This is a genomic window from Sphingomonas sp. S1-29, assembly GCF_026167545.1.
Lineage (GTDB): Bacteria > Pseudomonadota > Alphaproteobacteria > Sphingomonadales > Sphingomonadaceae > Sphingomonas.
In genome coordinates, this window is record NZ_CP110678.1 from 2,448,434 (window position 1) to 2,469,434 (window position 21,001).

The 21,001-nt window shown below is 67.3% G+C and carries 16 protein-coding genes and 1 tRNA gene; 8 read left to right on the plus strand and 9 right to left on the minus strand.

The annotated features are described in order from the left end of the window. Positions 1-42: 42 nt before the first annotated feature. Positions 43-2,943: a M16 family metallopeptidase gene (locus OKW76_RS11720; protein WP_265549062.1), complete on the plus strand. Its 2,901-nt coding sequence runs from the start codon at positions 43-45 to the stop codon at positions 2,941-2,943. Between the two features lie 26 nt (positions 2,944-2,969). Continuing rightward, positions 2,970-3,266, plus strand: a complete 297-nt coding sequence (locus tag OKW76_RS11725; protein ID WP_265549063.1) for a hypothetical protein — start codon at positions 2,970-2,972, stop codon at positions 3,264-3,266. A 124-nt stretch (positions 3,267-3,390) separates the two neighbouring features. Here the strand turns inward: OKW76_RS11725 and OKW76_RS11730 are convergent, their stop codons facing one another. From OKW76_RS11730 to OKW76_RS11740, 3 genes are all read right to left on the minus strand, one after another. Then, positions 3,391-4,665, minus strand: coding sequence for a PepSY-associated TM helix domain-containing protein (locus OKW76_RS11730; protein ID WP_265549064.1), 1,275 nt, complete (start codon positions 4,663-4,665; stop codon positions 3,391-3,393). Further along, positions 4,652-6,679, minus strand: coding sequence for a TonB-dependent receptor family protein (locus OKW76_RS11735; RefSeq protein ID WP_265549065.1), 2,028 nt, complete (start codon positions 6,677-6,679; stop codon positions 4,652-4,654). The genes OKW76_RS11730 and OKW76_RS11735 overlap by 14 nt, the downstream gene beginning before the upstream one ends. Positions 6,680-6,758: 79 nt before the next feature. Beyond that, entirely contained in the window at positions 6,759-7,151 is a 393-nt protein-coding gene (locus OKW76_RS11740) for a hypothetical protein (RefSeq protein ID WP_265549066.1), read from the minus strand. 85 nt (positions 7,152-7,236) lie between these two features. On the opposite strand from OKW76_RS11740, the gene OKW76_RS11745 reads away from it, so the two are divergent. Further along, positions 7,237-7,581, plus strand: coding sequence for a hypothetical protein (locus OKW76_RS11745; protein WP_265549067.1), 345 nt, complete (start codon positions 7,237-7,239; stop codon positions 7,579-7,581). Between the two features lie 10 nt (positions 7,582-7,591). Here the strand turns inward: OKW76_RS11745 and OKW76_RS11750 are convergent, their stop codons facing one another. Together OKW76_RS11750 and OKW76_RS11755 are read right to left on the minus strand one after the other, a co-directional pair. Beyond that, positions 7,592-8,269 (minus strand): extensin family protein, encoded by a 678-nt coding sequence (locus OKW76_RS11750; protein ID WP_265549068.1) that lies wholly within the window; start codon positions 8,267-8,269, stop codon positions 7,592-7,594. A gap of 149 nt (positions 8,270-8,418) precedes the next feature. Further along, a tRNA-Thr gene (locus OKW76_RS11755) sits at positions 8,419-8,493 on the minus strand. A 91-nt stretch (positions 8,494-8,584) separates the two neighbouring features. Between OKW76_RS11755 and OKW76_RS11760 the strand changes: the two genes are divergently transcribed. After that, the gene (locus OKW76_RS11760; protein WP_265549069.1) at positions 8,585-8,719 is read left to right on the plus strand and encodes a hypothetical protein; all 135 of its coding nucleotides are present in this window, start codon (positions 8,585-8,587) and stop codon (positions 8,717-8,719) included. A 1-nt stretch (position 8,720) separates the two neighbouring features. On the opposite strand, the gene OKW76_RS11765 is transcribed toward OKW76_RS11760, so the two are convergent. Further along, positions 8,721-10,517, minus strand: coding sequence for an aminopeptidase P family protein (locus OKW76_RS11765; RefSeq protein ID WP_265549070.1), 1,797 nt, complete (start codon positions 10,515-10,517; stop codon positions 8,721-8,723). 14 nt (positions 10,518-10,531) lie between these two features. Then, positions 10,532-10,924 carry an endonuclease domain-containing protein gene (locus OKW76_RS11770; RefSeq protein ID WP_265549071.1) on the minus strand — a complete coding sequence of 131 codons (393 nt, stop codon included), beginning with the start codon at positions 10,922-10,924 and terminating at the stop codon, positions 10,532-10,534. A 176-nt stretch (positions 10,925-11,100) separates the two neighbouring features. Here OKW76_RS11770 and OKW76_RS11775 point away from each other — a divergent pair, with 176 nt between their 5' ends. The 3 genes from OKW76_RS11775 to metK all read left to right on the plus strand — a co-directional run bounded on the left by OKW76_RS11775 (position 11,101) and on the right by metK (position 16,164). Then, positions 11,101-13,161 (plus strand): S9 family peptidase, encoded by a 2,061-nt coding sequence (locus tag OKW76_RS11775; protein WP_265549072.1) that lies wholly within the window; start codon positions 11,101-11,103, stop codon positions 13,159-13,161. 162 nt (positions 13,162-13,323) lie between these two features. Further along, the gene (lnt, locus tag OKW76_RS11780; protein ID WP_416221810.1) at positions 13,324-14,883 is read left to right on the plus strand and encodes an apolipoprotein N-acyltransferase; all 1,560 of its coding nucleotides are present in this window, start codon (positions 13,324-13,326) and stop codon (positions 14,881-14,883) included. A 72-nt stretch (positions 14,884-14,955) separates the two neighbouring features. Further along, positions 14,956-16,164 (plus strand): methionine adenosyltransferase, encoded by a 1,209-nt coding sequence (gene metK, locus OKW76_RS11785; RefSeq protein ID WP_265549074.1) that lies wholly within the window; start codon positions 14,956-14,958, stop codon positions 16,162-16,164. Positions 16,165-16,229: 65 nt separating this feature from the next. Here metK and OKW76_RS11790 read toward each other — a convergent pair whose 3' ends face one another. Together OKW76_RS11790 and uvrB are read right to left on the minus strand one after the other, a co-directional pair. After that, positions 16,230-17,714, minus strand: a complete 1,485-nt coding sequence (locus OKW76_RS11790; RefSeq protein WP_265549075.1) for an HWE histidine kinase domain-containing protein — start codon at positions 17,712-17,714, stop codon at positions 16,230-16,232. A gap of 333 nt (positions 17,715-18,047) precedes the next feature. After that, positions 18,048-20,249 carry an excinuclease ABC subunit UvrB gene (gene uvrB, locus OKW76_RS11795; protein WP_265549076.1) on the minus strand — a complete coding sequence of 734 codons (2,202 nt, stop codon included), beginning with the start codon at positions 20,247-20,249 and terminating at the stop codon, positions 18,048-18,050. A 396-nt stretch (positions 20,250-20,645) separates the two neighbouring features. Between uvrB and OKW76_RS11800 the strand changes: the two genes are divergently transcribed. Beyond that, positions 20,646-20,972, plus strand: a complete 327-nt coding sequence (locus OKW76_RS11800; protein WP_265549077.1) for a hypothetical protein — start codon at positions 20,646-20,648, stop codon at positions 20,970-20,972. The last annotated feature ends 29 nt before the right edge of the window (positions 20,973-21,001 follow it).

Below are 21,001 nucleotides of genomic sequence, written 5' to 3' on the forward strand. Positions count from 1 at the left end.
GATGCTTATCGTAACGCCTGAAACCATTCGGAAAGCCCGCTTATGCGCCTCGTCTCCCGCGTTCTTGCCAGTGTCGCCCTTACCGCGCTCGCCACCTCGGCGCTCGCCCAGACTGCCGCGCAAACCACCGCGCCGGCGCCCGCGCCGGTTTCCGAGCTGATCGCGCGGGTCGATATTCCGTATGAGGAATTCACCCTCCCCAACGGGCTTCGCGTGCTGGTCCACACCGATCGCAAGGCGCCGGTGGTCGGCGTGTCGGTGTGGTACGACGTCGGGTCGAAGCACGAGCCCAAGGGCAAGACCGGCTTCGCGCATCTGTTCGAGCATTTGATGTTCAACGGGTCGGAAAACGCCCCCGGCGACTATTTCGAACCGCTGCGCACGCTCGGCGCGACCGATCTCAACGGCACCACCAATTCGGATCGCACCAATTATTTCGAGACCGTCCCGACCGCCGGGCTCGAGCGCGTGCTGTTCTTAGAAAGCGATCGCATGGGCTATCTGCTCGGCGCGGTGACGCAGGAAAATCTCGATAACCAGCGCGGCGTCGTCCAGAACGAGAAGCGCCAGGGCGACAACCAGCCCTATGGCCTGTTCCGCTACAAGCTGACCGAGGGGCTGTTTCCCAAGGGGCATCCCTATCATCACTCGACGATCGGCTCGATGGCCGATCTCCAGGCCGCCAGCCTCGAGGATGTGAAGACCTGGTTCCGTAGCTATTACGGCCCGAACAACGCGATCGTCGCGCTGGCGGGCGATATCGACGTCCCCACCGCCAAGCGGCTGATGGCGAAATATTTCGGCGCGATCCCGCGCGGCCCCGAGAGCGTCGCGCCCCCCGCGCCGGTGCCGACGCTGCCCGCCCCGGTGCGCGAGACCATGCAGGATCGCGTCGCCACCACGCGAATCTATCGCCTGTGGGCAGTGCCGGGCCTGCGCGATCCCGAAACCGCGAACCTCGACGTCGCCGCGCGCGTGCTCGGCGGGCTTTCGAGCTCGCGGCTCGACAATATCCTGGTCCGCAAGGAGCGGCTGGCGGTCGGCGTCGCGGCGTTCAGCCAGGCGTTGACGCAGGTCGGCTTTTTCGGCGTCCAGATGGACGTCCGCCCCGGGGTCGATGTCGCGCAGGCCGAAGCGCGGCTCGATGCGGTGATCGCCGATTTCCTGCGCACCGGCCCCACCGCCGATGAGGTCCAGCGCGTCGCCACCACCGCGATCTCGGGCCGGCTCGCGGGGTTAGAGGCGGTCGGCGGCGGCGGCGGCAAGGCGGGCACGCTCGCCTCGGGCGCGCTGTTCGCCGACGATCCGCTCTATTTCAAGAAGCAGCTCGCGCTGCTGGCGGCGGCGACCCCCGCCGCGGTGAAGGCATCGGCCAATAAATGGCTGTCGCGCCCGGTCTATGCGCTCAAGATCGAGCCCGGCAAGCGCGAGGCGTATCAGGAGGCGACCCCCGCGACCGCCGGCGGCGCCAAGGTCGCCGCCGCAGCGCAGGCGACCACCGCCGCGCGCGCCGAAGCCGCGCCAACCCCCGCGGCGGCGCAAGGCCCCGCGAAGATCGACCGCGGCGCGCTGCCCGCGATCGGCGAAGTGCGCGACATCAGCTTCCCCAAGGTCGAGCGCACGCGCCTCTCGAACGGGATCGAATTGGTCTATGCGCGCCAGGCCGCGGCGCCGACGACGCAGGCGAGCATCAGCTTTGACGCGGGCATCGTCGCTGACCCCGCCGCCAAGCTGGGGATTGCGGGCTTCACGATGGCGGTCGTCGACGAAGGCACCACCACGCTCGATTCGATCGCGCTGGCCGAAGCGCAGGAGCGGCTGGGCGCGCGGATCGGTTCGGGCAACGATGCCGATCGCAGCGGGCTTAGCCTGTTCGTGCCCAGCCCCAACCTTGCCGCGGCGGTGGCATTGCTCGGCGATGTCGTGCGCAACCCCGCCTTCGGCGCGAGCGAGATCGAGCGGGTACGCGGCCAGCGGATGGCGCAGATCGCCGCCGAGCTCAACGATCCCGGCGCGATCGCGGCGCGCACGCTGCCGCCGCTGCTCTATGCCGAGGGTTCGTCGTATCGCAAGCTCGCGGCAGGCAGTGGCGACCTGAGCACGGTGAAGGCGGCGACGCGCGACGATCTGGTCGCCTTCCACCGCGCCTGGATCCGCCCCGACAAGGCCAAGATCTTCGTCGTCAGCGATCGCCCGCTCGCCGAAGTCCGGGCGGCGTTCGAAGCCGCGCTGGGCGACTGGCGCGCGCAGGGGCCGGCGGGCACCAAGGCGATCGAAAGCAAGCCTTTGGCTGGCGGCGAGCGGATCGTGCTGGTCGATCGCCCCGATTCGCCGCAGTCGATCATCGCCGGCGGGCAGCTGACCGATCTCGACCCCAAGGCCGAATTGCTGCCGGTGCTCACCGCCAACGAAGTGCTCGGATCGGGCTTCCTCAGCCGGATCAACATGGACCTGCGCGAGGCCAAGGGCTGGTCCTATGGCGCGCGCGGCGGCTATTCGCGCTTCGAAGGCGCGGTGCCCTATGTGATCAACGCCCCGGTCCAGGCCGACAAGACCGGCCCCGCGCTCGCCTCGCTGCGCGAGCAGGTGGCGGGCTTCCTGTCGACGCAGGGGGTCACCGATGTCGAGTTCCGCCGCACGATCGACGGCGAGACGCGCGAGCTCGCGGGCAATTTCGAAACCAGTGGCAAGGTGCTCAGCGCGATGGAAGGCAACGACCTCTTCGGTCGTCCCGACGATTATTATGACGGCATCGCGCAAAAATATCGCGCGCTCACCGCGGCCCAGCTTGACGCTGCGGCACGCGCGACGATCGACCCCAAGGGCTTCGTCTGGGTGGTCGTCGGTGACGCGAGCAAGGTGCGCAGCCAGCTTGACAGTCTCGGCCTGCCTGTCGAGGTGATATCGGCGGCACCGACGGGCGCACCCGTCGCGGCCCAGTGACTTTCGAACCGGCTTGGAGAGACGACATGGCGAATGTGGACGGAAACTGGGACGTGGTGGTCAAGTCGCCGATGGGCGACCAGAAGGCGACCTTGCTGGTGACCTCGGGTGGTGACAGCTTCACCGGCAATTTCGCCGGCGGGATGGGCACCTCGGACGTCACCGGCGCGGTCGATGGCGACACGCTGACGTGGAAGATGGACATCACCGTGCCGATGCCGATGACGCTCGACTGCGAAGCCACGGTCGAGGGTGAGGAACTCAACGGCAAGGTCACCGCCGGCGCCTTCGGCAGCTTCCCGCTGATCGGCAAGCGCGCCTAAACAAAAACCTCCCCCCTCCCTGAAAGGGAGGGGCCGGGGGTGGGTCGAGGCCTGGAGCTACGGACGCCTACCGCACTGGGCCCCCCGCACCACGACCACGCGACCCACCCCCAACCCCTCCCTTTCAGCGAGGGGCGTTTCTCATCCGCCGCCGCACCAGCCGCTCGCCCGCCAGCGCGACCAGCATCGTTAGCCCCGTCAGCGGAAACACCAGCCCCGCCGCCAGCATCAGCCCCACCAGCCCGCGCGCACGGTTCGCCGGCGCCGGCGGCGCGCCCAGCCCGCGCGACGGCCGCCGCTTCCACCACATCACCGGCGTGCTGATCACCAGCAGCAGGATCGCGATGCAGCCGCCCAGCATCACCAGCCGGTTGGGCTCGCCATATTGCCGGCCCTCATGCGCCGCGATCCCCCATTCGATCGCCTGCGCCCCCGCGCCGAACTGCGCATAGCGCGCGTCCTGCAGCACATGGCCGGTACCGGCATCGACATAGAGCGCGCGCGCGTCGCCTGCCTGCCGCGCTACCGGCGACACCAGATAGGGTGCGCCCGGCGCGGCGGGTAGCGACAGCGTCCAGGGTGCGCCGATCCCGCGCCGTGCGGCGATCGCCAGCACCCGATCGACCCCGACATCGCCGCTGCCGCTCGACGCCGGGACCGCTGCATGGTCGAGCGACCAGGGCAGCGGATGATGGTCGCTCGGCACCGGCGGCTGCGGGCGGCCCAGCTCCTGCGCCGCTACGATCCGCCCCAGCGCCTGCCCCCACACCCCGCTCCAAGGCATGCCGGTGAGCGCGAGGAACAGGATCAGCGCGCTCGCGACGATCCCGGTCGAGGCATGGAGGTCGCGCCAGAACAACCGGCCCTTGGGCGTACCGCGCAGCGCCAGCCCGGGGCTGCGCCCGCGCGGCCACCACAGATACACGCCGGTCGCCACCAGCAGGATCGTCCACCCCGCGACGATCTCGATCAGCGCGTTGCCGATCGGCCCGGTGATCGCCAGGCTGTGTAGCGACCGCACCGTCGCCATGATCCCGCCGAGGCTGGTGGTGCCCAGCACCCGCCCGCTCCCCGGATCGACGAAGGCGGTGCGGCGCTCGCCATCCTGCAGCACCGTCATCCGCCAGCTTTCGCCCGCCGCGGCGGGGCGCGCGATCTGCGTCACCTTCGCTCCGGTCTGTGCGCTCACGCGCGCCACCAATGTCGTGGCGGGCAGCGGCGTGGCGGGCGCAACCGCGACCCAGTCGGCATAGACCAGCCGCTCGATCTCGGCCTTGTACAGATACAGCCCGCCGGTGATCGCCAGCCAGCCCAGGAAGGGCAGCACCATCAACCCGGCATAGAAATGCCAGCGCCACACCGACCGATACAGCGAGGCGCGTCGATCAGAAGCGGACACGCGCGCCTCCATAGACTGCGCGGCGCTCGACCGGATAATAGATCACCGACGCCGGCGTCGCCGCCACCACCGCCGAGATATCGCCGATCGCCCTCTCGCCGGTCAGGTTGCGCGCGTCGAGGAACAGCGTCAGCCCGTCGCGCAGCGTCGTCTGCGCGCGCAGGCTCAGCAGCGTATAGGACGGCACTCGCATGGTGTTGGCATAATCGGCGAACGCCCCGCGCGGGACCCATTCGACCACCGGCGCGATGCTGGCACGCTCGGTGCCCAGCGTCAGTTCGGCGCGGTACAGATGCTCGGGCACCACCGGCAGCCGGTTCTCGCCGAACTGCGCGTCGCCGCGAAAGCTGAAGTCGCTATATTGGTACACCTGCCGCAGCCGCAGCCAGCGCGCGAGATCGAGGTCGATACCCGCCTCGATCCCCTGGTGGCGGGTGCGATCGGCGTTGAAGGTGGCGGCGGGAATGTCGGGCGCCTGGTTGAACTGCAACAGCTCGCCGCGAATGTCGGCGCGGTAGAAGGTGACGTCCCATTTGGCGATGCCCGCGCTGTCGCGCGTTCCTGCCTCGAAGGTCCAGGCGCGCTGGAGGTCGAGATCGACGAAGCCGGGAGCGATTACGCCGCCGCTGGCGAACGGCGTCTGATTTAGGTCGCTAAAGCCCGGCAGCTCGATCGACCGGCTGGCATTGGCGAAGAACTGGATGCTGGCGTTGGGCTCGTACAACAGCCCCAGCTTGGGCGAAAAGGCATCGAAGCTCGCCTCGCCACTACGCGCGCCGTTCAGGAAATTGGTCACCTCGCGGCGGCCATGCGAATGCACCCCGCCCGCGATCAGCGACAGCGCTGGCAGCGGCTGGACGCGCAGCTCGCCATAGCTGTCGATCGTCTGCGCTTGCTGGCGTGATCGCGCGGTCAATGCCCCGCGCTTGCCGCCGATATTGATATATTGGCGCGCATTCACCGATCCCAGCCGGGCGGTGCTGCCGATCGCCAGATCGAGTGGCATCCCGCCAATCTCGCTCGCCAGATCGAAACGGACGAACGCGCCATAATCAAAGGATTTCTGGTCGAGCACCTGAAAAATCGGGTGATAAAGCTGCTTGGCATTGGCGAACACGCCGCCCGACAAGGTGCCGCGCCCCAGATCAATGGTGGTGCGGTTCTGTAACCGGATCGAATTCACGTCGCGTGCCTGATCGCCCAGGATCAGCACCGGCAGCGCCTGACCCGGATCGGTGAGGGCCTGTGTGCGATTGAGCGTGCCGGGCAAATCCTGGTCGATGTCGCTGATCGTGCCGTAAAAGCGCGTCTCGATCGTATCGGTCAGCCGGATGCCGACATTGGCGTTCAGCCGGGTCGATCGGCGCGTGGCATGCTCGCGGTCGCCGTCCGAGCTGTCCTGCGTCAGCGCCAGATAGGCATCGCCGCGCGCGGTCGCAAAGCCCGCCGCGACCTTGCCGCGCAGCGTGTCGAAGCTGCCGCCGTCGATCCTGGCCTCGATCCCCGGCGCGCTCCGCCCGGTCGGGGTGATCGCATCGATCGCGCCGCCCAGCGTCGATCCGCCTAGCCGAAGCGCATTGCCGCCGCGCAGCACGTCGATCCGCTCGAACACCTGCGGGTCGAGCTCCTGGAAATCGCCGCTATTGTCGGCCAGATTGAGCGGCACGCCATCCTGGAACAGCATCAGCCCGCGAATGTGAAATCCCCGGCTGATCCCCGATCCACGCACCGACAGCCGGATTTCCTGGCCATAGCGCGGCTGGGCATAGACGCCCGGCGAAAAGGCGAGCGCATCGCGCAGCGACACCGCCAGCGTGTTTTCGAACGCCTCGGCGGCAACGACATCGACCCCGCCGGGGGTGCGCTGAAGCGCGGCTTCGGCTTCGTCGGCCAGTCGCTGGCCGGTAACGACGATCGTGTCGCGATTCTGGTCCTCGCGGTCATCGGCATGAGCCGGGAAGGCGGCGAGCAGCAGCAAGGGCGCGCCGATCGGCGCGCAGCAACGGCTAGACATGGGAATTTACCTGGAAAAGCGGCGCGCTCGTGTCGCGCGGATCAGATGCCGCCGGGCGTGCCGGCGGCGCTTCGCTGGTTCAGGTGGGGGCGGGGGGACCGCGCAAGGGCGGCCGCAGATACGGCGCGGCGCGCGGCAGCACGATCCGGCTTCGCGACAGCCCCAGCGCCAGCACGAACAGGATCGCGCCCAGCAGCAGCACCGGATCGGTCGCCGCGAGCATCGCGCCGGGGACGCCGGCAAAGGCGCAGGGCATCGCATCGTCGCCGCGATCGGCTTCGTCATGCCCCTGTTCCATCGGGATCGTGATCGTCATTGGCCCGCTGCCGTTGCACACCGCGACGGTGATCGTCGTGCCCGACACATTGGTCATGTAGCCGGCGGGCACCAGCATCTTCATCGCCAGCACCGCTGCAAGCAGCAATGCGGCAAGTGCGCGGTGGCGCGAAACGAGGCGGCGGAGGGGGTGCACGCGCGGGGCCTTAGCCGCGGGTTCGGCGCTTGTCATCAACACGCGACCGATTGCCCGCGGGATGGCCGGGCGATAGGGCCACGTCATGGCAAAAGCTGACCGACTGGCGCGTCTCGACGCGCGGCGCCTCGAGCTCGAGGCGGAATATACCGCGGCGTTGATCGCGGCGCTGCGCACCACCGCGGCGGGCAAATGGGGGCTGTTCGACCATCAAGGCGACCGCCATGCGCGCGCAGCCACCGCGCCGGTGGTCGAGGATCTCACCGACCTTGCCGACGCGATCGACTCGGCGCGCGATCAGCTCGGGCTGGAGCCGTTCGACCTGCACCGCGAATTCCTCGCCTCGCGCGGGCCGGTCGCATCGCAGGCGGTGGGCGAACCCAAACAGGCGCAGGCATGGCTGGCGCGGCTGACCGACGCGAAGCCCTAGGCTCGCGCGCTCACCGACAGAAATTGCGCCCCGCCATGTCGAAGTGGAAGTGGTTCGCGTGCGCGGCATTATAGTCGGGGCCGAGCACCGTGGTGAAACGCTTGCACGCCGATTGGTGGATCGTGCGCAGGAACCGCTGCTCGGGATCGTCGCCGGTGTCCCAGCCTTCGAGCACGCTCACCCGCCGCCCGTCGGCGAGCACGAACACCGCGACGTCGACCGCGTTGGCGCGGCCATGTTCGGACAATCGCGCGCTCCCCGCGATCGGCCGGCAGGCGAAGGTACCATAGCTTTCGATCCGCACGACATCGCTGTCGAGGATCTGGCGCGCCGCCGGCGCGACCGCATAGCGCACCCAGTTCGAGAAATTGCGCGCCAGCGGGCAGCGCATCGATTTGAGCCCCGCCACCGGCACCCCGATGTCGAGCAGCTGCACCGCGCCGACCACCATGCACCCGCCGCCGAAATCCTGGTTGGGCAGGGTGCGATATTCGACGCGGTCGCGATTGAGATCGGCCTGGCACTGCAGTGCCTCGGCGCTCGGCCGCGTGGGCAATACCGCCGGCGCACTGGCACGCGCGCGCGGCGGCGCGCTGCGACGATCGGCGCGATCGCCGCCGCCACCGAAGACGCAGCCGGCGAGCGCAGCGGGCAGCGTCGCGGCAAGAAGCAGGGTACGGATACGCATGGCGACGATGCTAACGCGGCGTAGTTAACCTATGGCTAACGAATAGCGACGACCCGGCGCGACCGCGGGGCGGATGATCGCAGCCAATGGCGGGTCCGATCAGGAACCCGGGCGCCACGGGCACCGGCCCGGCGCTAGTTGGTGGAACCTGGTGCTGCTGGGGAGGATTGAACTCCCGACCTCGTCATTACCAATGACGCGCTCTACCACTGAGCTACAGCAGCCATTCCCCGCGGCCTTGCGGGCGGGGAGGGGCCTATGTGCAGGCGAGCGGGTCATTGTCAAGCGCGGCGTGCCCGGCGTACAGCAACGCCCATGGGTACCGACGACGAGAAGAAGGCGCGGCTGGCGCAGGCGCTGCGCGACAATCTGCGGCGGCGCAAGGCGCAGGCGCGCGGCGCGGAGCCCGCCGCTGTGCCGTCCGCCCCGCCGCGCGAGCCTACCGACTAATTCACCCCAAGGGCGCGCATTTCGCCGCCAGCCACGCGCGATCCTTGCCCTCCAATGTCGGGCCGACCTTCGCCAGCACCTCGGCATGATAGCTGTCGATCCATTCGCGCTCGGCGGGCGACAGCAAGGCGGGCTCGATCAGCTCGCGCTCGATCGGCACGAAGGTGAGCGTGCGGAACCCCAGCATCGCGCGATCGGCATCGGGCACCTCGCGCTGCTCGGTCAGGATCAGATTCTCGATTCGGATGCCGTATTCACCGGCCTTGTAATAGCCCGGCTCGTTCGACAGCAGCATGCCCGCCAGCAACGGCTCGGCCGGCCCGCCGCCGGGATAATTCGGCGCGGCGATCCGCTGCGGCCCCTCATGCACCGCAAGATACGCGCCGACGCCGTGGCCGGTGCCATGCGAGAAATCGAGCCCTGCTTCCCATAATGGCCGCCGCGCGAACGAATCGAGCTGGCCGCCGACGGTGCCTTCGGGGAAGATCGCGGTGGCGATGGCGATATGCCCGCGTAGCACGCGGGTGAAGCGGTCGCGCATCTCGGGCGTCGGCGCGCCCACCGGCACGACGCGGGTGATGTCGGTGGTGCCGTCGAGATATTGGCCACCCGAATCGATCAGATATAATTGCCCCGGCAGGATCGGCGCGTTCGATTCTTCGGTGACGTGATAATGCGGGATCGCGCCATGTGCGCCGGTCGCCGAGATGCTGTTGAACGACAGGTCCATCAATTTACCCGTGGCTTCGCGGTATTCGCGAAGCTTCGCCGCCGCCGACAATTCGGTCTGGCCGCCCTTGGGTGCCTCGGCCTCTATCCAGCGCAGGAAGCGCACCATCGCACCGGCATCGCGCAATTGCGCCGCCTCATGGCCTGCGACTTCCGCCGCGTTCTTGCAGGCCTTGGCAAGCAGCACCGGGTCGCGCATCGCGATCACCTTGGCACCGCCCGCCGCGAGCGCATCGAAGATCGCCGCGACCGACCCCGCCGGATCGGCAACCACGCGCTTGCCCGCAAACCCCGCCAGCGCGGCGGCAAAGTCGCTGCGCTCGTGCAGCCGCACCGCGTTGCCGAGGTGGCGGCGGACGTCGTCGGTCAACTTGTCCGACGCGACGAACAGGTCGGCGGTCGCATCGGCATGAACGATCGCATAGGCCAGCGCCACGGGCGTATTGTCGACGTCGCCGCCGCGAATGTTGAAGGTCCACGCGATCGAATCGAGCGCCGAGAGCACCACCGCATCGGCCCCGCGCGCCTCGAGCCAGCCGGCGATCTCGCCACGCTTGTCGGCCGAGGAGCGTCCCGCCAGCGCATCGGCATAGGGCGTAAGCTTGGCGTCCGAGGGCGCGGGCTGCTCGGCCCACACCCGGTCGATCGGATTGGCCTCGACCGGCACCAGCGCCGCGCCGCGCGCCGCGAGCGCCTTGGACGCTTCGGCCACCCAGGCGCTGGTGTGCAGCCACGGATCATAGCCGATCCGCGCGCCGCCGCTCGCATGCTCGGCGAGCCAGCCCGCGACGCTCTCCTGCGGCACCGGCACATAGTGCCAATGCTCGCCCGAAACCTGCTCGCGCACCTGAATCGTATAGCGCCCATCGGTAAAGATCGCGGCTTCCTGCGGCAACACCACCGCGGTCCCCGCCGACCCCTCGAACCCCGTCAGCCAGGCGAGCCGCTGCGCATAGGCGCCGACATATTCGGACAGATGCTCGTCGGTCAGCGGCACGACGAACCCGTCGAGCGCATCGGTGGCAAGTTGCGCACGCAGCGCGGCAAGGCGGTGGGGATAGCTGGACATGGGGTTTCTTCTTTTTAGCCCTCTCCCGCCTGCGGGAGAGGGTTGGGTGAGGGTCCGTCAACGGGCACGTCGGCTTCGAGATGCGATAACAGCGTAACCAGAACCCCCTCGATATTCCCGATCACGTCGTTGTTCCAGAACCGGATGATTTCGTAGCCGCATCCGCGAAGATAGGCAGTGCGCGTTGCATCGGCGGCATCGCCATGCTGCCCGCCATCGAGTTCGACGATCAGGTGCCGTTCGGCGCAGACGAAATCGGCGATATATGGTCCGATCGTCACCTGCCGCCTGAACTTGAACCCGCCGAGCTGCCGGTTGCGCACCGCGTTCCAGAAACGCTTCTCGGCATCGGTGGCGTTCAGCCGCAGCGTCCGCGCGTGCGGATTGGTGGGGCGGATCGCGGGCATCGGCGCAGCATACCGCACGACAGACCCTCACCCAACCCTCTCCCGCAAGCGGGAGAGGGCTCTGTCGCTCGCTCCGCCTCGCGCACCCTTCTTCTTCCTAAGCCCTCTCCCGCTTGCGGGAGAGGGTTGGGTGAGGGCCTTTCTTCTTCTCCCCCGCCCGCGCTATGGCCGCTTGCATGACCGAACTCCCCACGCCGCCTATCGCCCCGCAGCGCCCGCACAGCTTCACCGCCCACGGCCACACCATCGACGACGGCTTCGCCTGGCTCAAAGACCCCGGCTATCCGCAAGTCACCGACAAGGACGTCCTCGCCTATCTCGAGGCTGAGAACGCCTATCACGACGCGGTGATGGCCCCCCTCAAGCCGCTCGCCGACACGCTGTTCGCCGAGATGCGCGCGCGCATCAAGGAAGACGAATCGACCGTGCCGCAAAAGGACGGCGACTGGCTCTATTGGACCGATCATGAGGAAGGCGGCGAATATCGGCGCTGGTGGCGCAAGCCTGTCGCGGGCGGCGAGCCGCACCTGTTCCTCGACGAACCCGCGCTGGCGGCGGGCAAGGAATATTTCCGTCTCGGTGCGCTGTCGATCAGCCCCGATGCGCGGCTGATGGCCTATGCGATCGACGACAACGGCTCCGAACGCTTCGTCGCGCGGGTGCAGGATCTCACCACCGGCGAGCATCTGCCCGACGTGATCGAGGGGACGCTGGGCGAGCTGATCTGGACCGCCGACTCCTCGGCCTTCCTCTACACGCCGGCGAACGACCAGTGGCGCACCGACCGCGTGATGCTCCACCGGCTGGGCGAGGCCGAAGACACGATGCTGTTCCACGAAGCCGATGAAGGCTTTCGCGTCGGCGTTGGCGAGACCCAGTCGCGCCGCTTCATCGTCATCGCCACCGGCGATCATGTGACCAGCGAAGTCTATCTGCTCCCCGCCACCGATCCCACCGCGCCGCTGCTGCTGGTCGCGCCGCGCCAGGTCGGCCGCGAATATGATGTCGACGAGCATGACGGCACGCTGTTCATCCACACCAACGATACCGATCCCAATTTCCGGCTGGTCACCGCCACGCTCGAGGCACCCGCCGAATGGACCGAACGGATCGCGCCCAGCCGCGATTTCTATATGACCGGCATCGAATGTTTCGCGGGTTTCTTCGTGGTCGAGGGGCGCGAGGACGGGCTCGATGTGATCGAGATCCACCGCTACGACGGCAGCGAACCGACGCGGATCCCCTTTCCCGAGGCAAGCTATGTCGCGGGCGTCGGCGACAATCCCGAATATGACGTGCAGGTGCTTCGCCTGGGCTATGAATCGATGGTCACGCCGGGGACGGTGTATGATTACGACATCGCCAGCGGCAGCCTGACCACGCTCAAGGTTCAGGAAATCCCCAGCGGCTATGATCCCGCGAAATACGCCACCGAACGCCTCAAGATCACCGCGCGCGACGGGACGCAGGTGCCGTGCTCGATCGTCTATCCCGCCGATTTCCCGCGCGACGGCAGCGGCAAGCTCTATCTCTATGCCTATGGTGCCTATGGCTATGCCGTGCCGCCGGGCTTTTCGACCAGCCGGATGTCGTTCCTCGATCGCGGGGTCGCCTTCGCCATCGCGCATATCCGCGGCGGCGATGACCTGGGCCAGCAATGGTATCTCGACGGCAAGCTCGAAAAGCGCGCCAACACCTTCAACGACTTCGTCGATGTCGCCAAGGGGCTGATCGATCTGGGCTTCACGTCGCCTGGCAATATCGCGATCGCCGGGCGTTCGGCGGGGGGCGAGCTGATGGGCGCGGTCGCCAATTCGGACCCCGATCTGTGGGGCGTGGTCGTCGCCGACGTGCCGTTCGTCGACGTGCTCAACACGATGATGGACGCCAGCCTGCCGCTCACGCCGGGCGAATGGCCCGAATGGGGCAATCCGATCGAGGACAAGGCAGCGTTCGAGCTGATCCGCAGCTATTCGCCTTACGACAATATCCGCCCCCAAGCCTATCCGCCGATGTGGATCGGCGGCGGCCTCAACGATCCGCGCGTGACCTATTGGGAGCCCGCCAAATTCGCCGCGAAGCTGCGCGCGACCAAGACCGACGACAACGTGCTGGTGCTCAAGACCAATATGGGCGCGGGCCATGGCGGCAAATCGGGCCGCTGGGAGAGCTTGCGCGAGGCGGCGGAGGAGAATGCCTTCGTGCTGTGGCAGCTGGGGGTGGAGGAGGCGGCGTGACGCAAAGATCGTCCGCTCTCCTTCGTCATGCCGGACTTGATCCGGCATCCATGCGATTGCTTCGTCACCGGGGTTTCGCTTGTGGTTGATGCCGCGCCTGGACCCCGGATCCAGTCCGGGGTGACGAAGGAACCGGGGCCAACCGCCAGCATGAAGCGGATAGTGGCCCGCTACCCTGGCCTCATCCTCCTGCTCACCGGCGCGATCGCCGCGACCGGCTTCGCGCCGCTCGACCTCTTCCCGCTGACGCTGCTCGGTCTCGCGATCCTGCTCTGGCTGGTCCACGAGGCGCGCACGATCCGCGCGGCGCTGTGGCGCGGCTGGATGTTCGGCGTCGGCCATTTCGCGGTCAACGGCAACTGGATCCAGCACGCCTTTGATTTCCAGGACAAGATGCCGCCGCAGCTCGGCTATATCGCGGTGGTCGTGCTCGCGCTGTACCTTGCCATCTATCCGATGATGGCGGCGGGGGTCGCCTGGCGGCTGGCATCGCCGCGCGCGGTGGGCGATGCCGCTACCCCGCCGGGGGGCAGCTATGTGCTGGTGTTCGGCGCGGCGTGGATCGCCACCGAATGGCTGCGCGCGACGATGTTCACCGGCTATGCCTGGAACCCGATCGGCGTCGTGTGGCTGCCCTTGCTCGGCATCGCGCAGATCGCCGCGCTGATCGGCACCTATGCGCTGTCGGGGGTCACCGTCGTGCTTGCGGGCGCGTTGGTGTTGCTTGGCGGTCGCCGCTGGCGGATGCCCGCCGCCACCGTCGCGGCGATCGCTATCGCCGCATTGGTCGCGTGGCAGGAGCCGCCCCCCGCGCCCGACGGCCCCGCCGCGCCGCGCGTCCGCGTCGTCCAGCCCAATATCGGCCAGGAGCGGATGGGCGACGGCGATTTCGAGCCCAAGCTGCTCGCGGCGATGATCGCGCAATCGGGCCAGCCACAATCCTATCCGCGGCTGGTCGTCTGGCCCGAGGGCGCGGTGAACTATTTCCTCGAGGACGGCTATCCGCGCGACTGGTATTGGAAGGGGCAACCCGCCGACACCCGCGCCGCGATCGCCTCGGTGCTCGGCCCGCGCGACATGGCGCTGGTCGGCTCGACCGCGCTCGAATTCGATTCCCGCGGCGAGCTCGCCAATATCGGCAACACCATCTACGCGGTCGGCCCCGACGGGTCGCTCGGCCCCAAGCGCTACGACAAGGCGCATCTGGTGCCGTATGGCGAATATCTGCCGCTGCGCGATCTGCTCGCGCCGCTCGGCATCGCGCGGCTGGTGCAGGGCGAGATCGATTATCTGCCCGGGCCGGGGCCGCGCAGCCTCGCGGTGCCGGGCTTCGGCAAGGTCGGGATGCAGATCTGCTACGAGATCATCTTCTCGGGGCAGGTCGTCGATCGCGCCAACCGCCCCGACATCCTGTTCAACCCCTCGAACGATTCGTGGTTCGGGCGCTGGGGGCCGCCACAGCATCTGGCGCAGGCGCGGATGCGCGCGGTCGAGGAGGGGCTGCCGATCCTGCGCTCGACCCCCACCGGCATCTCGGCGGTGATCGACGCGCAGGGCCGGCTGCTCGCCAGCGTCCCGCACCAGACCGCGGGCGCCGCCGAAGTCCCGCTGCCGCGCCCGCTGCCACCCACGCTCTTTTCGCGCGTCGGCAACGCGATGGCGCTGCTGGTTGCCGCGCTGCTGCTGCTGCTCGCGATTGCCATCCGGCGGCGGGAGCGATAAGGACTCATATAACGATAGCTTTATATCTTGAAGTCCGGCTCTTTGGGCCGGGTCAGACGATCGAGGAACCCTATGCGCGCCAATTATCTCTTCACGTCAGAATCGGTTTCCGAAGGCCATCCCGACAAGGTCGCCGACCAGATTTCGGACGCGATCGTCGATCTGTTTCTATCGAAGGATCCCGAGGCGCGGATCGCGTGCGAGACGTTGACGACCACCCAGCTCGTCGTGCTGGCGGGCGAGATCCGCTGCAAGGGCGTGTATGAGGACGGCCAATGGGCCGATGGTGCGCTCGAGGAGATCGAACGCACGGTGCGCAACACCGTCAAGGAAATCGGCTACGAGCAGGACGGCTTCCACTGGGAAACGCTTCGCTTCGAGAACAACCTGCACGGCCAGTCGGCGCACATCGCGCAGGGCGTCGATGCCAGCGGCAACAAGGACGAGGGCGCGGGCGACCAGGGGATCATGTTCGGCTATGCCGCCAACGACACCCCCGATCTGATGCCCGCGACGCTGTATTACAGCCACAAGATCCTCGAGCAGATGGCCGCGGATCGCCATTCGAAGAAGGCGCCCTTCCTCGAGCCCGACGCCAAGAGCCAGGTGACGTTGCGCTACGAGGGCAGCACCCCCGTCGCATGCACCGCGATCGTGGTGTCGACCCAGCACGCGCCGGGCTATGACACCGGCGCCAAGGAAGCCGAGCTCCACGCCTATGTGAAGTCGGTGATCGCCGAGGTGATCCCCGCCGAATTGCTGTCGGACGAGACCGTCTATCACATCAACCCCACCGGCAGCTTCGAGATCGGCGGCCCCGACGGCGATGCTGGCCTGACCGGGCGCAAGATCATCGTCGACACCTATGGCGGCGCCAGCCCGCATGGCGGCGGCGCGTTCAGCGGCAAGGATCCGACCAAGGTCGATCGCTCGGCGGCGTACATCACCCGCTATCTCGCCAAGAACATCGTCGCCGCGGGCCTCGCGCAGCGCTGCACCATCCAGCTCGCCTATGCGATCGGCGTCGCCAAGCCGCTGTCGCTCTATGTCGACACCCACGGCACCGGCACCGTCGGCGACGACGTGCTCGAAGCGGCGATCGGCCGGATCGAGGCGCTCGGCGGCCTCACCCCGCGCGGCATCCGCACGCATCTGGGGCTCAACAAGCCGATCTATCGCAAGACCGCGGCCTATGGCCATTTCGGTCGCAAGGCCGAGGGCGATTTCTTCAGCTGGGAGCGCACCGACCTGATCGACGCGCTGAAGGCGCAACTGGCCTAATCGCCTCCCACCGCTGAACACAAATGGCCGGCATCGCCCCCAGGGCGGTGCCGGCTATTTGCGTTTCAGGCCGGCGCCAGCGCCCCCGCGGGCAGCACCAGCCGCACCGCCAGCCCACCTTCGTGCCAGGTCCGCTCGAGCGTGCCCCCTAGCTGGCGGATCGCGCTGCTCTCGATCAGCTTCGATCCGAACCCCGCGGGGCGATCGCCCGGATGGATTGGCGGCCCGCCCTGTTCGCGCCACAGCAGTTCGAACCCGCCATCGTCGGCGGCGATGCAGTCGAGCGTCACCCAGCCGTTAGTGCCCGACAGCGCGCCATATTTGGCGGCGTTGGTGGCCAGCTCATGGTAGAGCAGCGACAGCGGCGTGGTCGCGCGATCGTCGATCTGCGGATTGGCGCCCGCCACCCGCACCCGCGATACCTCGCCCGCGCGATACGGATCGAACAGCGTCCCCAATAGCCCGTGCAGCGTCACCGGCTTGCCGCTGCCATCGGCGGCGCGCGGTCGCACGAAATCATGCGCGCGCCCCAGCGCGGCGACCCGGTCGATCAGGCTGGTCGGCAGCGCCGCGGCATCGTCGGCCCCGCGCGATGCCGCATGGATCAGCCCCGACACCACCGCGAAGATGTTCTTGATACGGTGGCTCAGCTCGTTCGAGATCAGCTCGCGCTCCTCGATCGCCAGCCGATAGCCATGCGTATCGGTCGCGGTACCGAACCAGTGCGTCACCACGCCGCGATCGTCGCGGAACGGCACCGACCGGATCATCGCCCAGCGCGGTTCGCCCGCGGGGTTGAGGATGCGCAGCTCGCATTCGAATGCCTCGCCGCTCGCCTTGGCGGTGCGCCAGCGCTCGGTGATCAACGCATGATCGTCGGGATGGATCACGCGCAGGAACGCTTCGGCGCTGTCGAGCCCGATCGCGACCCCGGTCGCCTCGACCCAGCGCTGGTTGATCCACAGCGGCACGCCATCGGGGTCGGCTGCCCACACCAGGTGCGGCAGCGCATCGGCGAGCGAACGCAGCCGCATTTCGCTGTCGCGCAGTGCCTTGTTCTCGCGCCGCGCATGCAGGATCGCTGCGACGCTGGCAGCCAAGGTCGTCAGCCCCTGCGCCTGGAGTGGCGTCAGTCCGTCGCGCGGCTCGGTATCGAGCACGCACAGCGCCCCCAGCGGAAACCCCTCGGCGCTCAGCAACGGCGCGCCGGCATAGAAGCGGACATGCAGGTCGCCGGTCACCACCGGATTGTCGGCAAAGCGCGGATCGAGCGTCGCGTCGCGCACGATCATGATCCCCGGCGATTCGATCGCATGCGCACAGAAGGACGCCGATCGCGGCAGCGCATCGACGTCGGTGCCGACGCGGCTCAAATGCCGCTGGCGCTCGGCATCGAGCAAGGTCACCAGCGCCACCGGCGCACCGATCAGCGCCGCGGCGAACGCGGTAATCGCATCGAACCGCTCGTCGCCATCGAAGCGATGCAAGTCATGCGCGGCGATCGTCGCCTGACGGATCGCTTCATCGACAAAAGGCGCGGTGCCGTGCAAGACGTCCCCCAATCACAAACCCGAACGCCGTAGCGGCGATCCGATCGGTTCTTACCGCACCGCACCGCAATAGGCGAATTATCAGGCGTCGCGGCTTCAGGCGGCGCGGGGAACGATCCGGTCGATGTCGGCGCCGTCGCGGCGGCGCACTTCCTCGAGGTCATAGCGGTTCTGCAACCGCAGGAAGAACCCCTCGGACATCTGCAGATAGCGCGTAAGCCGCGCGTCGATCGCGGCATCGACCGCGCCTCCGTCCCGCCAGCGAAAGCTGATCCGCCACTGGTCGTTGATCCGGATGCTTCGCGCAAGCTTGCGAGCATTATCGCTCGCAGGTCAACGCCGCCCCTGGCCCGGCAACCCCGCCTTGGTCTTCGCCTGCTTCCCATAGCGCGTCTTGCGAGTCCCCGGCTTGCCCTCGTTCGATCGGCCCATCACCGGCGCCTTCTTCTGGTGATCGGGCAGCCCCAGCTCCTCGGCCTCGAGGCTGCGGATTTCGTCGCGCAGCCGGCCCGCGGTTTCGAACTCGAGGTCCGACGCCGCCTTGCGCATCTGTTTTTCGAGGTCCTCGATATAGGCGCGCAGATTATGCCCCACCATGTGCGGGCGGTCCTCGTCGATCTCGATCAGCACGCCGTCCTTCGATGCGACATGCGCGATGATGTCGCCGATGTTGCGCTTGATCGTCGTCGGGGTGATGCCGTGCGCGGTGTTGTACAGCACCTGCTTCTCGCGCCGCCGATCGGTTTCGTTGAGCGCGCGCTCCATGCTGCCGGTGACCCGGTCGGCATAGAGGATCACCCGCCCGTCGACGTTGCGCGCCGCGCGCCCGATCGTCTGGATCAGCGACGTTTCGCTGCGCAGGAATCCTTCCTTGTCGGCATCGAGGATCGCCACCAACCCGCATTCGGGGATGTCCAATCCCTCGCGCAGCAGGTTGATCCCCACCAGCACATCATACACCCCCAGCCGCAAATCGCGGATCAGCTCGATCCGCTCGAGCGTCTCGACGTCCGAATGCATGTAGCGGACCTTGAGCCCCGCCTCGTGCATATATTCGGTCAGATCCTCGGCCATCCGCTTGGTCAGCACCGTCACCAGCGTGCGATATCCCGCCTCGGTCGTCTTCTTGGCCTCGACGATCAGGTCCTGCACCTGCTCCTCGACCGGCTTGATCTCGACCGGCGGGTCGATGAGGCCGGTGGGGCGGATGACCTGTTCGACGAAGACGCCGCCGGTCTGCTCCATCTCCCACCCGCCCGGCGTCGCCGACACGCACACCGTCTGCGGCCGCATCGCGTCCCATTCGTTGAAGCGCAGCGGGCGGTTGTCGATGCACGATGGCAAGCGGAAGCCATATTCGGCGAGCGTGATCTTGCGCCGGTGATCGCCGCGCGCCATCGCGTTGATCTGGCCGATCGTCTGGTGGCTCTCGTCGACGAACAGCAGCGCGTTCTCGGGCAGATATTCGAACAGCGTCGGCGGCGGCTCGCCGGGCATCCGCCCGGTCAGGAAGCGCGAATAATTCTCGATCCCCGCGCACGACCCCGTCGCCGCGATCATCTCGAGGTCGAAATGCGTCCGCTGCTCGAGCCGCTGCGCCTCGAGCAGCCGCCCCTCGGCATGCAGTTCCTTCAGCCGCTCTTCGAGCTCGTGCTTGATCGCGAAGGTGGCCTGTTTCAGCGTCGGCCCCGGCGTCACATAATGGCTGTTGGCATAGATGCGGATCGAATTGAGGCTCGCCACCTTCGCCCCGGTCAAGGGATCGAACTCGACGATCTCCTCGATATCGTCGCCGAAGAAGCTGATCCGCCACGCGGTGTCGTCATAATGCGACGGGAACACCTCCAGGCTGTCGCCGCGCACGCGAAACGCCCCGCGCGAAAACGCCGCGTCGTTGCGCTTATATTGCAGCGCCACCAGCTTGCGGATGATCTCGCGCTGGTCGACGACCTGGCCCTTCTTCAAATCGAAGATCATCGCCGAATAGGTCTCGACCGATCCGATGCCATAGATGCACGACACCGACGCGACGATCAGCACGTCGTCGCGTTCGAGCAACGACCGCGTGGCCGAATGGCGCATCCGGTCGATCGCCTCGTTGGTCGAGCTTTCCTTCTCGATATAGGTGTCCGACCGCGGCACATAGGCCTCGGGCTGATAATAGTCGTAATAGCTGACGAAATATTCGACCGCGTTCTCGGGGAAGAACGACTTGAACTCGCCATAGAGCTGCGCGGCCAGGATCTTGTTCGGCGCCAGGATCAGCGCCGGGCGCTGCAATTCCTCGATCATCTTGGCCATGGTGAAGGTCTTGCCCGAACCCGTGACCCCCAGCAGCACCTGATCGCGCTCGTTCGCCCGATTGGCCGCGACCAATTCGGCGATCGCCGCGGGCTGGTCGCCCGCCGGCTCATATTCGCTGACCAGCTTGAAGGGCCGCCCCCCTTCCGCCTTGGGCGGGCGCGCGGGACGATGGGGGACGAAGCTCTGCCCGGTATCGGGTTCGGCCAAATTGGTACGGATCTGGATCGCCATATGTTCCGATATATGAGGGCGATGGCGGGCAAGGACAATGGAGGGGCGGGGTTGTTGCGCCCTGCGTGAAGCGGTGGTTATTCGCGGCCCAATGCCAACGAGCATAGTGCCGCCAAGCGAAGCGCGCCGCGGCGAGTGCCGGCCCACCGCCTATCGGTCCCGCCCCGATGATCGCCCCTGCCGAAGCCAGCGACCGCGCCTCAGGTCCATCCGGCCAATACCCCTTTTCCGATCGGACGCTTTGGCGTTAAGGAGGCAGGCGCTACCCTTTCCGCTTTGGCGATAGATCACGTGCTTCGGGGAATAGTGGACGCCGAGCCATCTATGGCGGGTGATGGCAAGACAGGGTGTAAGTGAATGGGAAGACTGCGAATATGCTGCCTGATCACTGCCCTTTTGACTCTAGGCCTGCTGTTTGTTTTGCGCGCGAATGGCGTTTCGAACGGCGCTTTAGCACCATCGTTTCTGGGAGCAGTCGCGCTTGCTGCCGTAGCTCCCTTTAAAGCGTACGATCTAAAAGGGCGGATGCGGGTGTTCCTCGCATGCGCGATCTACACGATCTTGGCACTTTTTTCGTCGGCAGTTGTCTTGTCGGCATACCCCATGTTTGAAGCTGCCTTCGTGTTGGTGGGGCCGGCCCTGGGCCTGGGCCTGACGATCTGGGCCTATAACACGCGAAAGCGGAAGCGTAATTCGCGATTTGCAGGCTACTTATCCGATTGATCTAGCATGCGACCTTGGCCAGCACAGTC

What these genes read in the sequence shown, in the direction of transcription:
- uvrB (WP_265549076.1), bottom strand. Translation starts at nt 20,249, where the DNA reads ATGGCGATCCAGATCCGTACCAATTTGGCCGAACCCGATACCGGGCAG.
- OKW76_RS11720 (WP_265549062.1), top strand. Translation starts at nt 43, where the DNA reads ATGCGCCTCGTCTCCCGCGTTCTTGCCAGTGTCGCCCTTACCGCGCTC.
- OKW76_RS11760 (WP_265549069.1), top strand. Translation starts at nt 8,585, where the DNA reads ATGGGTACCGACGACGAGAAGAAGGCGCGGCTGGCGCAGGCGCTGCGC.
- OKW76_RS11775 (WP_265549072.1), top strand. Translation starts at nt 11,101, where the DNA reads ATGACCGAACTCCCCACGCCGCCTATCGCCCCGCAGCGCCCGCACAGC.
- OKW76_RS11750 (WP_265549068.1), bottom strand. Translation starts at nt 8,269, where the DNA reads ATGCGTATCCGTACCCTGCTTCTTGCCGCGACGCTGCCCGCTGCGCTC.
- OKW76_RS11765 (WP_265549070.1), bottom strand. Translation starts at nt 10,517, where the DNA reads ATGTCCAGCTATCCCCACCGCCTTGCCGCGCTGCGTGCGCAACTTGCC.
- OKW76_RS11735 (WP_265549065.1), bottom strand. Translation starts at nt 6,679, where the DNA reads ATGTCTAGCCGTTGCTGCGCGCCGATCGGCGCGCCCTTGCTGCTGCTC.
- metK (WP_265549074.1), top strand. Translation starts at nt 14,956, where the DNA reads ATGCGCGCCAATTATCTCTTCACGTCAGAATCGGTTTCCGAAGGCCAT.
- OKW76_RS11725 (WP_265549063.1), top strand. Translation starts at nt 2,970, where the DNA reads ATGGCGAATGTGGACGGAAACTGGGACGTGGTGGTCAAGTCGCCGATG.
- OKW76_RS11770 (WP_265549071.1), bottom strand. Translation starts at nt 10,924, where the DNA reads ATGCCCGCGATCCGCCCCACCAATCCGCACGCGCGGACGCTGCGGCTG.
- OKW76_RS11745 (WP_265549067.1), top strand. Translation starts at nt 7,237, where the DNA reads ATGGCAAAAGCTGACCGACTGGCGCGTCTCGACGCGCGGCGCCTCGAG.